The sequence below is a fragment of the Streptomyces sp. NPDC060209 genome, from assembly GCF_042728155.1.
Classification (GTDB): Bacteria; Actinomycetota; Actinomycetes; order Streptomycetales; family Streptomycetaceae; genus Streptomyces.
Genome location: NZ_JBHWZS010000001.1, coordinates 1 through 13,089, shown reverse-complemented (window position 1 = coordinate 13,089; position 13,089 = coordinate 1). Strand labels below are relative to the sequence as shown.

General features: G+C 72.1%; 9 protein-coding genes. 8 read left to right on the top strand and 1 reads right to left on the bottom strand.

The genetic code is table 11. The annotated features are described in order from the left end of the window. Window positions 1–71: 71 nt before the first annotated feature. The gene (locus ACFWFI_RS00045; RefSeq protein ID WP_387383669.1) at window positions 72–2,207 is read right to left on the bottom strand and encodes a SpoIIE family protein phosphatase; all 2,136 of its coding nucleotides are present in this window, start codon (window positions 2,205–2,207) and stop codon (window positions 72–74) included. A 194-nt stretch (window positions 2,208–2,401) separates the two neighbouring features. Between ACFWFI_RS00045 and ACFWFI_RS00040 the strand changes: the two genes are divergently transcribed. The 8 genes from ACFWFI_RS00040 (at window position 2,402) to ACFWFI_RS00005 (ending at window position 13,047) form a co-directional block, all read left to right on the top strand. After that, complete coding sequence (locus tag ACFWFI_RS00040) at window positions 2,402–3,337, top strand: sugar phosphate isomerase/epimerase family protein (protein WP_387383667.1); 936 nt, start codon at window positions 2,402–2,404, stop codon at window positions 3,335–3,337. A gap of 171 nt (window positions 3,338–3,508) precedes the next feature. Beyond that, a complete protein-coding gene (locus ACFWFI_RS00035) occupies window positions 3,509–5,221 on the top strand; it encodes a dihydroxyacetone kinase family protein (RefSeq protein WP_387383665.1) in 1,713 nt (570 codons plus the stop codon). Between the two features lie 63 nt (window positions 5,222–5,284). Continuing rightward, on the top strand, window positions 5,285–5,800 hold the full coding sequence (locus tag ACFWFI_RS00030; protein WP_387383663.1) for a ribose-5-phosphate isomerase: 516 nt from the start codon (window positions 5,285–5,287) through the stop codon (window positions 5,798–5,800). A gap of 81 nt (window positions 5,801–5,881) precedes the next feature. Then, a complete protein-coding gene (locus tag ACFWFI_RS00025) occupies window positions 5,882–7,306 on the top strand; it encodes a GntT/GntP/DsdX family permease (protein ID WP_387383662.1) in 1,425 nt (474 codons plus the stop codon). 114 nt (window positions 7,307–7,420) lie between these two features. After that, window positions 7,421–8,344 (top strand): NAD(P)-dependent oxidoreductase, encoded by a 924-nt coding sequence (locus ACFWFI_RS00020; RefSeq protein WP_387383660.1) that lies wholly within the window; start codon window positions 7,421–7,423, stop codon window positions 8,342–8,344. An 88-nt stretch (window positions 8,345–8,432) separates the two neighbouring features. Then, on the top strand, window positions 8,433–9,113 hold the full coding sequence (locus ACFWFI_RS00015; protein WP_387383658.1) for a GntR family transcriptional regulator: 681 nt from the start codon (window positions 8,433–8,435) through the stop codon (window positions 9,111–9,113). 267 nt (window positions 9,114–9,380) lie between these two features. Further along, window positions 9,381–11,699, top strand: coding sequence for a beta-glucosidase family protein (locus ACFWFI_RS00010; RefSeq protein ID WP_387383656.1), 2,319 nt, complete (start codon window positions 9,381–9,383; stop codon window positions 11,697–11,699). Between the two features lie 55 nt (window positions 11,700–11,754). Then, window positions 11,755–13,047: an MFS transporter gene (locus ACFWFI_RS00005; protein ID WP_387383654.1), complete on the top strand. Its 1,293-nt coding sequence runs from the start codon at window positions 11,755–11,757 to the stop codon at window positions 13,045–13,047. Window positions 13,048–13,089: the final 42 nt, after the last annotated feature.

Here is a 13,089-nt window from a genome sequence, read left to right as displayed (position 1 = left end):
GCGCCCCAGGGCTCTCCACACCCGCACACCTGAAGGCCGCACATCGGCCGATCGCGCGGATCCGGAGGGCGTCAGCCCTCCTGTCGCAGGGCGTTGATGAGCAGCAGGGCGATGTCGTCGGTGCCTGGCGTGGCACGCTTCGCGTACCGCACGAGCGTGTCGGCGACGGACTCCATGTCCTGGTCCAGGGCGAGGGCGAAGTGCGCGGCCAGATCCGCGGTGGCATCGTCGAAGGCGACGCCCGGTGCCTCGACGAGTCCGTCCGTGAACAGGGCGAGCGCCGCTCCGGGAAGCAGTGGGACCTCGGCCGTCGGGTAGCGGGACGCGGGGTCGATGCCGAGGAGGAGGCCGGGCGGCAGGTCGAGGACCTCGGTCTGCCCGTCCGGCTGCCTCAGCAGCGGCGGGGGGTGGCCGGCGGTGGCCATGCGGGCGCTGTGCCCCGCGAGGTCGAGGTGGATGTAGAGGCAACTGGTGAAGAGGCCGGGATCGAGGTCCGTGAGCAGCCGGTTCGTCCGTGCCAGGACCTCGTCGGGCGGCGCGCCGGCGGAGGCGTGCACGGCTGTGCGGACCTGCCCCATGAGCGCGGCGGCGTTCTCGTTGTGGCCCTGTACGTCGCCGATGGCGGCGGCGGCCGTGGTGCCGTCCAGCCGGATCAGGTCGTAGAAGTCCCCGCCGATGCCCATGCCCCGGGTCGACGGGAGGTAGCGTGCCGCCACGTCCAGGCCGGCGATCTCGGGCAGGGTCTGGGGCAGGAGGTGGGCCTGCAGGCTGTGTGCGAGCCGGTCCTTGGTGTCGTAGAGGCGGGCGCGGTCCAGCGCTTGGGCGAGCAGTCCCGTGATCGAGGTCAGCAGGGCGCGTTCCTCGGGCTCGAAGGAGTGTGGCCGGTCGTAGGCGAGGACCAGTGAGCCGATGGGACGCCCGGAGACGATCAGGGGCAGGAAGGCGCAGGCGGCCACGGCGTTGCGGAGACCCGCCGAGGGGTAGGCGCGCTGCAGTTCGGTGAAGGTGGGGTAGAAGTCGGGAATTCCCGTCATCAGTACGTGCGCGGCGGGCGTGGCGGAGGTCAGGGGGGCACCGTCGAAACGATCCATGAGCGCGGGATGGCTGCCGCGGCCGCCCTCGACCCGCAGCCGGCCCTCCGCCGACGTCATCACGACGAGCGTCTGTATCCGGAAGGCCGGCATCAGCTGGTCGGCGGTCAGCTCGATGACGTCCTGGGTGCCGACCGCCTCGGTGAGCGTCGCCGCCAGATGCATCAGGTGGTACAGGGCGGTGGCCCGGCTGGGTACCGCGGTTGTGGTGGGCAGCGCGGGCGCGGGGACGTCGCGTGGGCCGGGCTGCGAGGTGGGCACGATCCGGACGCTGATGCCGGTGGCGTTCGGGAACAGGTGGAAGGACAGCCACCGGTCCGGTGGCCGCATCACGGTGAAGGACGTCTGCTGACGGCTGATGACGGCCGCCCGGTAGTGGTCCTCGACGGCAGGGTTGTCGAGCCAGGGGAGTGACTCCCACGGCAGCGTGCCCAGCACGTCCTCGGCCGGGGTGCCCAGGAGGGCCGCGGCGGCGTCGTTGAGGAAGATGACCGTCCCGTCGATCGCCAGCGAGCAGCTGCCGCCGGGCAGCCGGCGGACGAACTCCGCGACGGCCGTGGCCTCGGCCGGGCCGGGAGGGGTCGGCTCCGGCGGGGCGAGTACCCGTGGCTGGGGTCCGGGCAGGATCGGGTAGCCGCTGCTCTCGGCCTGCTGCAGGAGCATGCCGATGCCGTGGCAGCCCCTGATGACGGCATCGCGCTCGTCGGGTGTCAGCTGCGGGGGGTGGGACCCGGGCCACAGCAGCGCGAGTCCGCCCCGGTCGGTGTCGCCGGTACGGATGGGGGCGGCGCCCAGTGCGAACTGGTACGGCAGGACGAGCGCCGGGCGCGGATAGCGGCGAGCCAGCTCCTCCTGGCTGCCGAGCCAGATCATGCACCGCAGGCGTACGGAGTCGGCCACCGGTATCGGAGCCGACAGCGGAACCCGGGTCCACGGGGTGGCCAGCTGACCGGGCACCCCCGCGAGCACGGCCAGGTGCAGCGTGGTGTCGTCCGGCGGCAGCAGGTACAGCATCACGACGGACGCTCCGGTCTCGCGCACGACGTGGGCGACGGCGCTGTCCAGCAGCTCCGTGCCCGAACCTGTGGTGGCGACAGAGGCGGCATGGTCCTGCACGCCTTCAAGCGTCCCCCGTGACAAGCGGCTGCGCACCCGGTGGCGGACGCGGCGCGCACGGGGCCGCGCCGGCACGACACGCCACCGGTGAGCGGGCGCGGTCCGTGCCCGGCGGCCAGGAGGTGTGTGGGGTGGGTCACATTGACAGCCTTCAGGATTCTAGATCCTATATGAAATAGAGAAAGGGAGCCGAGATGACTCACACCGCAGAAACCTGGCCGATCGCCGCCGCCCTCCTGCAGTTCCCGAATGTGGGGGCAGACGGCGTCTCCACCCAGGAGCAGACCGCCCAGCAGTGGGCGGAGAGCCTCCAGGACGTCGTGGACGCCGGGTTCACCGAGGTCGATCTCACTGACGGCTGGCTGCGGCCGGGTGACCTCGCCCCCGCCCGCCTTGAGGAACTGAGGAAGACGCTCTCCGCGATCGGTCTGACGGCACCGGCCATCTCCGCCATCCGCCGCAGTGTCATCGACCCCGTGGACGGCGATGCCAACCTCGCCTATTCGCACCGCACCATCGATGCGGCCGCCGCCCTCGGAGTCCCACTGGTCTCGGTCGGCCTGCACCGGCCGCTCACCCCCGAACAGCAGGCCGTGCTCTGGTTCTGGACGGTGCCGGGCCCTCAGGACCCGGTCGGTGACCGTGAGACCTGGGACAAGGCCGTCACCCGCCTGCGTGAACTCGCAGACCACGCGGCGTCGGTGGGCGTGGAGCTGTCTCTGGAGATGTACGAGGACACCTACCTCGGCACCGCCGACTCCTCCGTCGCGCTGCTCACCGACATCGGCCGTGACAACGTGGGCCTCAATCCGGACCTCGGCAACCTCATCCGGATGCAGCGCCCCATCGAGTCCTGGGAGTCGATGGTCACCAAGACGCTTCCGCACGCCAACTACTGGCATGTGAAGAGCTACTACCGCGTCGAGGACCCCGCCACGGGGACCGTGCTGACCTCCCCGGCCCCCATGGAGTCCGGCTTCGTCAGCTACCGCCAGGCAGTCCGGATCGCGCTCGCGCACGGCTACACCGGCGCGTTCTGCGTGGAGCACTACGGCGGCGACGGCCTCAGCGTGGCCGCCTCCAACCGCGACTACCTCAGGCGCATCCTGCCCCGCCGCGCCGGCGCCTGACAGACGGACCGCGGTCCCCGAGATCCCTTACGGCCCCGGCGCCGCGACACCTCCGTGCAGCGTCGGCGGGGCCGGCCGCGCCGCCGGCCGTCCACTCCACGCGTCGCGGCCCCGGCCGGACGACGTACTCCCGCACCCGCCCGTACCTCTCCGACAAGGAGCCCACCTGTCATGACCCGGCTATTCGACGACCCCGACCGCTTCAGCGAGGACCAGCTGAGGGGCTTCGCCGCGGCCTATCCGGAGCACGTCACCGTGGTGCCCGGGGGTGTCGTCCGTACCCGGAGGCCGGGTGCGGGCCGGGTCGCGGTCGTCGTCGGCGGAGGTTCCGGGCACTACCCCGCGTTCAGCGGGCTGGTGGGCGAAGGGCTCGCGTCGGGTGCCGTGGTCGGCAACATCTTCACCTCGCCCTCCGCACGGCAGGCCGAGTCCGTCGCGCGGGCCGCCGACACCGGTGGCGGAGTCCTCTTCTCGTTCGGCAACTACGCGGGCGACCGCATGAACTTCGGCATGGCCCAGGCGCGCCTGCGCGAAGCGGGTATCGACACCCGGACCGTCACGGTCACCGACGACGTGGCCAGCGCCCCCGCCGGGCGACGCGACGAACGCCGTGGCATCGCAGGCGACTTCACCGTCTTCAAGGTCGCCGGGGCGGCCGCCGAGGAAGGACTCGGCCTGGACGGCGTGGAAGCAGCGGCCCGCCACGCCAACGACCGTACGTACTCCTTCGGCATAGCCTTCGACGGCTGCACCATGCCCGGCGCCGACACGCCGCTGTTCACGGTCCCCGAGGGCAAGATGGCCATCGGCCTCGGAATCCACGGTGAACCCGGCGTGCGTGACGCCGACATGGCCGGTGCCCCCGCCATCGCCCGCACCCTCGTCGAACGCCTGCTCGCCGAGCGCCCCGAAGGCGCGGGGCCGCGTGTCGCCGTGATCCTCAACGGACTGGGCGCCACCAAGTACGAGGAACTGTTCCTGCTGTGGGGCCATGTCTCCGACGCCCTGGCCGAGGCCGGACTGACCGTCGTGCGGCCCGAGGTCGGCGAACTCGTCACCAGCCTCGACATGGCCGCCTGCTCACTCACCCTGATGTGGCTCGACACGGACCTGGAGCGCTGGTGGTGCGCAGCCGCCGACGCCCCCGGCTTCCGCCGTCTGCCCCTGCCCGAGCCCTCGGAACGGGCCCACGTCCTGCCCGGAGCGCGGCCGGAGGCCCAGGTCACGGAGGGGGACGCCGAGTCGCGCGCCGCCTCGGCCGACGTCCTGGCCGCCCTGCGCGCCCTGCGCACCGCGCTGCACGAGGCCGCCCCGGAACTCGGCCGCGTCGACGCGGTCGCCGGGGACGGCGACCACGGTCGCGGCATGAGCAAGGGGATCGACGCGGCAGTGCGCGCCGCCGAGGAGGCGGACTCCCGGAAGGCGGGCGCGCGTTCGCTCCTGAGTGCCGCCGCCGACGCCTGGGCCGACGAGGCCGGGGGCACCTCCGGCGTGCTGTGGGGCGTCGCCCTGCGGGCCCTCGCCCAGGAGCTCGGAGACACCGGCCGGGCCGACGGCGTACGCGCCGCGGCGGGCGCCCGTGCCGCTCTGGACGCCGTGACCTCGCTCGGCGGGGCGAAGCCCGGGGACAAGACCCTCGTCGACGCCCTCGCCCCCCTCGTCGACACCTTCACCGCCGGGGTCGCGCGTGGCGGCGCCCCCCGAACCGCCTTCGCGGACGCCGCGGTCGCGGCCACCGGGGCGGCCGAGTCCACCGCCGCCCTCACACCGCGGCTCGGCCGCGCCCGCCCTCTGGCCGAACGCAGCGTCGGCACCCCCGACGCCGGGGCCCTCTCCCTGGCCCTGTGCGCCCGCACCGTCGCGGCAGCGCTCGGCCACGGCTGAGCGGCAGCGGCGTACCAGGCCCGGCAACCACGGTCCGACACCCACCACCTCAGGACATCCGACATGACACATCAGCAGCACCCCGCTCCGCTCCGCATAGTCATCGGCTGCGACGACGCCGGATACGAGTACAAGGAAGCCCTCAAGGCCGATCTGGAGGCCGACCCGCGCGTCGCGTCCGTCCTCGACATCGGGGTGAGCGCCGACGAGCACACGGCCTACCCGCACATCGGTGTGGCCGCCGCCCGTGTGGTCGCCGGCAAGCAGGCCGACCGCGCCCTCCTGTTGTGCGGCACCGGGCTCGGTGTCGCGATCAGCGCCAACAAGGTGCGCGGCATCCGCGCCGTCACCGCCCATGACAGCTTCTCCGTCGAGCGCGCGGTGCTCAGCAACAACGCCCAGGTACTGACCATGGGCCAGCGCGTCATCGGCCTCGAACTCGCCCGCCGGCTGGTGCGCGAGTGGCTCGGCTACCGCTTCGACGCGTCCTCGCCCTCGAGCGGGAAGGTCGACGTCCTCGACGCCTACGACACGGCCGAGGCCTCCGGACCCGGGGACGAGCCCACCGCCGGCTGCTGACGCCTCACCCGGCACCCGCACGCCCGTGGCGTCGGCACACCCCCTGCCACCACTTACAACGACGTAAGGACGCGCCCCCGCATGTCTCCATCCGTCCTGCCCCGGACCGACATCCTGGCGGCGGCGACCTCGCCCTGGACCGGGCACGACACCCGGCTCATCGTCATGGTCGCCCTCGCCATCGGCGTGATCATCTCGCTGATCGCGCTGCTCGACTTCCACCCGTTCATCGCCCTCATCGGCGGCTCCGTCGTCCTCGGCACAGGCTCCGGCACCGAACTGGCCGAGGTCGTCGAATCGTTCGGTGCCGGAATGGGATCCACGCTCGGTTCCACCGGCGGCCTCATCGCGCTCGGAGCGATCCTCGGCAAGCTCCTGGCCGACTCAGGAGGCGTCGACCGCATCGTCGACACCATCGGCTCGCGCTCCGGACCGCGTCTGCTGCCCTGGTCGATGGCGCTCATAGCCGCGGTCATCGGCCTGCCGATGTTCTTCGAGGTGGGTCTCGTCCTGCTTGTGCCGATCATCGTGGTCATGGCCAGGCGGACGAACACCCCGCTGGTCCTGCTCGCCGTGCCCGCCCTCGCGGGCCTCGGCACCATGCACGCCTTCGTGCCGCCGCACCCAGGACCGCTGGTCGCCGTCAGCGCGCTGAGCGCCGACGTCGGCACCACGCTCGGACTCGGCCTGCTCGCCGCCGTTCCCACCGTGATCATCGCGGGCCCGCTGTACGGGAGGTTCATCGCGCGCCATGTGCGCAGCGAGGCCCCGGCAGAGCTCGTCGCCTCCCTCGTCGAGGAGGCCGAACGGACGCGGGGCACGGGCCCGGCCCGTCGTCTGCCGAGCTTCGCCACCTCCGTCGGCGCGGTCGCCCTGCCCGTCGTGCTGATGCTCGCCAAGTCGGTCGTCGACATCGCGTTCCCCGGCGACGCCTGGTACAACCGCCTGCTGGACTTCCTCGGCACACCGCTCATCGCGATGTTCGTCGCCGTCCTCGTCGCCATGGTCGTCTTCGGTTTCCGGCTCGGCCGCACCCGCGCCGAGGTCCGCACCGTCGTGACCGCGGGCTTGCCGGCCGTCGCCGGCATCCTGCTCATCGTCGGGGCCGGCGGAGGCTTCAAGCAGATCATCGTGGACACCGGCGTGGCCGACGCCATCGGCAAGTTCGCCGCAGAGGCGGACATGCCGCTGCTCGTCCTCGGCTGGCTGCTCGCCGTGCTGATCCGGCTGGCCACCGGCTCGGCCACCGTCGCCACGACGGCGGCGGCGGGCATCATGGCTCCGATGGTGGCGGGCACCCCACCGGTGGAGGCCTCCCTGATCGCACTCGCGGTGGGGGCGGGATCGCTCTTCTTCTCGCATGTCAACGACGCCGGTTTCTGGCTGGCGAAGGAGTACTTCGGGATGAGCGTCTCCCAGAACATCAAGACCTGGTCGGCCCTTTCGACGATCGTCGCCGTGATGGGCCTGGGCATGTCCCTGCTCATGTACGCGGTCCTCGTCTGACGGCGCGCAGCGACGCGGCCCGCCGGGAACCGGCGCGGTCCGAGCGATCCGGCCCGACGAGAGAATCTGTCCACGCGGCCCTCACGGCCGTACCCCGCAAGGAAGAAGCATCCGATGTCCGCTGAGACCTCCACCCCCACCACCGCCGTCCTGGGCCTCGGAGCCATGGGCCTGCCCATGGCCAACCGCCTCGCCGGCGTCTTCCCGGTCCGGGCCTTCGACGTCTTCGAGGAGCGGCGCGCCCTTGCCGCGCAGGGCGGTGCCACGCCCGCCGCCACCCCGGCCGAGGCCGTGGAGGGCGCCGATGTCGTGGTCATCGCCGTACGGGACCAGGAACAGCTGGAGTCCTGTCTGTTCGGGGGCGGGACCGTCGAGCACGGCGCCGCCGAGTCGCTGCGCGGCGGTGCGGTCGTCGTGGTCACCTCGACCGTCGGCGTCGACGCCGTCCAGGCCGTCGCGGCGCGCCTCGCCGAACAGGGGGTGGGCCTGGTCGACGCGCCCGTCAGCGGTGGCGCCGTACGCGCCGGGACGGGCGACCTGCTCATCATGGCCGGCGCGGACGACGCCGCCCTGGAGGCCGCCGGGGCCGTCCTCTCCCGGCTCGGCTCCACGCTGCACGTCGTCGGACCGCGCATCGGGGACGGGCAGGTCATGAAGACGGTCAATCAGCTGCTGTGCGGCATCCACACCGCGGCCGCCGCCGAGTCACTCGCGCTGGCCCGCGCCCTCGGCATCGACCTGGACCGCGCCGTCGACGTCCTCGGCCAGGGAGCCGCCGCGTCCTTCATGCTGGCCGACCGCGGCCCGCGCATGGCCCAGCAGTACGAGGTGAAGGAGGACGGCACCGGCGGGCCGGAGCTGCGCTCCCGGCTGGACATCATCCGCAAGGACATGAACATCGTGGTCTCCCTGGCCAAGAAGGCCGGTGTCGCCACCTCCGTGGCCGCCGCGGCCGACCAGCTCTACCAGCTCGCCGTCAGCCAGGGACTGGCAGCCGAGGACGACTCCGCGCTGGTCACCCTGCTGTCCCCGCGCTGAACGGGCCCGTCGGGGCAGGGGCAGCCGTTCCGACTAGGCTGAAGACGGTCAGCCGGTAGCGTCCGGCATGTCACAGGGAGAGTCAACGATGGGACCAGCCGGCAGACAGGTACGTCCGGCCGGGCTCGGCAGGACCGTCCTCATGGACGAGGCGTACGACGCGTTGCTCGCCCTGATCCTCGACGAGGGCCTGGAACCGGGCACACCCCTGCGCATCGACACCATCGCCAAGGACTGGGGCGTCTCGCCGACGCCGCTGCGTGAGGCCCTAGCCAAGCTGGAGAACACCGGCCTGGTCGTCCGAGTCCCGCACCGTGGGTACACGGTCGCACCGCTTCTGGACGACGGCGGGTTCCGTGAGCTGATGGGTGCCCGGCTGCTGATCGAGCCGTACAGCGCCCGTCAGGCGTGCGAGCGGGACGCGGTCGGGACGGCGCGCGCGCTGGCCGAGAGCCACCGGCTGATGGAAGCGGCGGCGGTGCAGCGCGTGGCGGACGACTTCCGTGCCTACCTCCAGGCGGACTCGGCCTTCCACGCCACGATCGCCCGTGCCGCGGGCAATCGCTTCCTCAGTGCCGCGATCGACCCGCTGGGCGCCCACATCCAGCGCTTCCGCCGCTTCACCGGTGGCCGGGTCAGTGACACGGAGGAGGCTCTCGCCGAACACGCCGCGGTCCTGGGCGCGTTCGAGGCGCAGGACGCGGAGGGCTGCGAGACCGCGATGCGTACGCACCTGGAAGGTGTGGCGCACCGGGCGTTCGGTCACTGACGCCCGCGTTCCGCACGGCTGTTCCTCCCTGGCGCCCTGGGGCCCGAAGCGGCTGCATACTGCCCCGAGCGGGGCTGCAGCCGCTCTTCGGCATGCCCGGAATCATTCGTTCCGAATAGCTGAGAATGACGTGCGCAACCCCTTGACCTGGAACTTTCCTCCTGTGCATGCTGCACGCACCTTTTTGTCAATGGTGTGAATTTATCCGGCCCGCCTGCCCGGCTCCCGACGCGGCGTACGGCACCACGGGCCGGGAGCAGGAGACCCATGAACCACTGGAACGACCCGTCGCTCGGCGCCGACGAGCGCATCGAGGCACTCATGGCCGAGATGACGCGGACCGAGAAGCTCGCCCAGCTGGGCAGCTACTGGGCCAAGGCCAACGTCGGCAGCGGCGACGCCCGGGTCGCGCCGATCGAGGAGGCCCTCGCCGCTCGGTCCGGCGAGTCCGAGGCCCTCGCCCACGGCATCGGCCACCTCACCCGTCCCTACGGCACCCGCCCGCTCACCCCCGAAGAGGGCCGCGCCGAACTCGTGCGTGTGCAACGGCTGCTGACCGACACCACCCGGCTGGGAATCCCCGCCATCGCGCACGAGGAGTGCCTCACCGGCTTCGCCGCGTTCGGTGCCACCGTCTACCCCACGCCCCTGGCCTGGGCCGCGACCTTCGACACCGAACTGATCGAGCGGATGGGCGCCGCGATCGGCCGCGACATGGCGTCCGTCGGCGTCCACCAAGGGCTCGCCCCGGTCCTGGACGTCGTACGGGACTACCGCTGGGGCCGCGTCGAGGAGACCCTCGGCGAGGACCCGTATCTGACCGGGCTCATCGGCACCGCCTATGTGCGCGGCGTGCAGTCCCAGGGCGTCATCGCCACGCTCAAGCACTTCGCCGGCCACGCGGCCTCGCGGGGCGCCCGCAACCACGCGCCCGTCTCCATCGGCGCCCGCGAGATGGCCGACGTCATCCTGCCGCCGTTCGAGATGGCCGTGCGCGAGGGTGCGGTGGGTTCGGTGATGAACACCTACACCGACCAGGACGGAGTCCCCGCCTGCGCCGACGAGCACCTCCTGACGACAGTGCTGCGCGAGCAGTGGGGGTTCACCGGCACCGTCGTCTCCGACTACGGGTCGATCGCCTTTCTCCACACCATGCACCGGGTGGCCGCCGACGAGGCGGACGCGGCCCGCGTCGCGCTGAGCGCCGGCATGGACGTCGAGCTGCCCAACACCCGCTGCTACGGCGACCCTCTCGCCCGGCAGCTCGACGCGGGGCAGGTGGCGCCCGAGCTCCTGGACCGTGCTGTCGAACGCGTCCTGCGCCACAAGCTCCGGCTCGGCCTCCTGGACGCCGGCTACAGCCCTGAGGCGGACGCCGGGGCCGGTACTCCCGTCGACCTCGACTCCCCGGCCAACCGGGCACTGGCCCGCGCCGTCGCCGAGCGTTCCGTCGTCCTGCTGGCCAACGACGGTGCCGCTCTGCCCCTGGACGGCGCCCGTACACCCGGCATCGCCCTCGTCGGCCCCGGCGCGGACGACTCCGGCACCTTCCTGGGCTGCTACTCCTTCCCCAACCACGTCCTGCCCAAGCACCCCGGCCACCCGGCGGGCCTCGCCCTGCCCAGCCTGCGCGAGGCGCTCACCGCCGAGCTGCCGGACATCACCTTCACCTACGAGCAGGGCTGCGCGGTCAGCGGCGAAGACCGCTCCGGCCTGCCCGCAGCCGTCCGTGCCGCCCGCTCGGCGGACCTCGCCCTGGTCGTCGTCGGCGACCGTTCCGGGATGTTCGGGAACGGCACCTCGGGGGAGGGGTGCGACGCCCCCGACCTCGAGCTGCCCGGGGTGCAGGTACAGCTGGTCGAGGAGGTGCTCGCCACCGGAGTCCCGGTCGTCCTGCTCGTCGTCTCCGGCCGCCCCTACGCGCTCGGAGGACTCGCCGAGCGCTGTGCGGGCGTCGTCCAGTCGTTCATGCCCGGAGAGGAGGGCGGCCCCGCGCTGGCCCGAGTCCTGTCGGGCCGGGCCACCCCGAGCGGCAAGCTGCCCGTCCAGATACCGGCCACCCCGGGGAGCAGCCCGGGCACCTACCTCAACCCGCCCCTCGGCCGCCACAGCGACGGCATCAGCGTCCTGGACAACACACCGCTCTACCCCTTCGGGCACGGCATCTCCTACACCACCTTCGGCTACGAGGACCTGCGTGTCGCCCACGACGGGCGCGTCCCGACCGACGGGTTCATCGAGGTCTCCTGCCTCGTGCGCAACACGGGCGGGTGCGCGGGCCGGGAGACCGTCCAGCTGTACTACGACGACCCGGTCGCGCAGGTGGCCCGGCCCACGCAGCAGCTGGCGGCCTTCGGCACCGTCGACCTCGAGCCCGGCGCGACGGCCCGGGTCTCCTTCCGGGTGCACGCCGACCAGACCTCGTACACGAAGGACGCCTCGGGCGACGGGCAGCGCATCGTCGAGCCCGGTGCCCTCCGCCTCATGCTCGGTTCCTCCAGCGGCGACATCAGGCTGAGCGCCGGCATCGAGCTGACGGGCCCCCTGCGCCGGGTCGGCTCGGAACGCCACCTCAGCCACTCGTAACCCGCCCCGCACATCCGCTCATGCCCTGCCCCCTCGACAGGAAGCAGTCCTCACCGTGACCACGGACACCCTCGGCAGCACCGGCGGCGCGCCCCCGCCCGGCGGGCCCACCGCCCCCGAGCGGGCTCTCCAGGTCCCCCGGCCCCGGCTCGTCGTCGGCATGGCGGCAGGCCAGCTCGGCCTGTTCCTGGCCCTGCTGACGCCCATCCTGGTCAGCCTGCAGCTCAAGGTGCAGTCGATCGTCCCCGAGGACGACCAGGTGACCTCGCTCGGCATCATCACCACGACGGGCTCGGTGGCCGCGATGCTGGCGAACCCGTTCTTCGGGCGCCTCAGCGACCGCACCACCAGCCGCTTCGGCCGCCGTAGGCCATGGCTCGTCCTCGGCATGCTCGGCCTGCTCCTCGGCCTGATGATCATCGCGACGGCGAGCAGCGTCGCCGTCGTCACGGTCGGTTTCGTCATCGCCTCCGCGTCAGCCAACGCGGCGCTGGCGGCCTTCGTCGCGACCGTCGCCGACAACGTCCCGGAGCACAGGCGCGGCAAGATCAGCGGGCTGCTCGGCATCATGCAGAATCTGGCGCCCACCGCGGGCACCTGGATCGCCAGGTACTTCACCGATCAGATGCTGCTGCTGTTCCTGGTCCCCAGCGTCATAGGCGTCCTCCTGGTGATCGGCTACGTCATGGTGCTGCCGGACGAACCGCTGGAGGAGAAGCCGGCGCGGGAGGGCTTCAAGGCCGTCCTGCACACCTACTGGGTCAGCCCCCGGCAGCACCCGGACTTCGCCTGGGCCTGGCTCTCGCGATTCCTGCTGACCCTCGCCAACTGGATGTTCACCACCTTCCGCCTCATCTACCTCCAGCACGAGATGCGGCTCACCGCAGCCGAGGCGACCGAGACGCTGGCCACCGGTGTCCTCGTCTACGGACTGTGCGTGATGTGCTCCGCGCAGGCCGCGGGATGGCTCTCGGACCGCTTCGGCCGCCGCAAACCGTTCATCGCCGTCGCCGCGGTGCTCTTCGGAGTCGGCATGCTGATCCTCAGCCGCTCCGACACCATCGCCCTGTTCTACTGCGCGGAGATCGTCCTGGGCCTCGGCTTCGGCACGTACCTCGGTGTCGACCTCGCCCTGGTCATCGATGTGCTGCCGGACCCGGAGAACCCCTCCAAGGACCTCGGGATCTTCAACATCGCGATGTCGGCCCCGCAGATCTTCGCCCCCGCGCTCGGGGCGCTGCTCATCTCTGTCGGAGGCGGTCACAACTACTCGATACTGCTGGTCACGGCTTCACTGGTGTGCCTCGGCGGCGCCCTGGCGATCCTGCCGGTGCGCAAGGTGCGCTGAGTCCGGGGCCGCCGCACGCACGAGGGCCCGGATGCTGGGGAG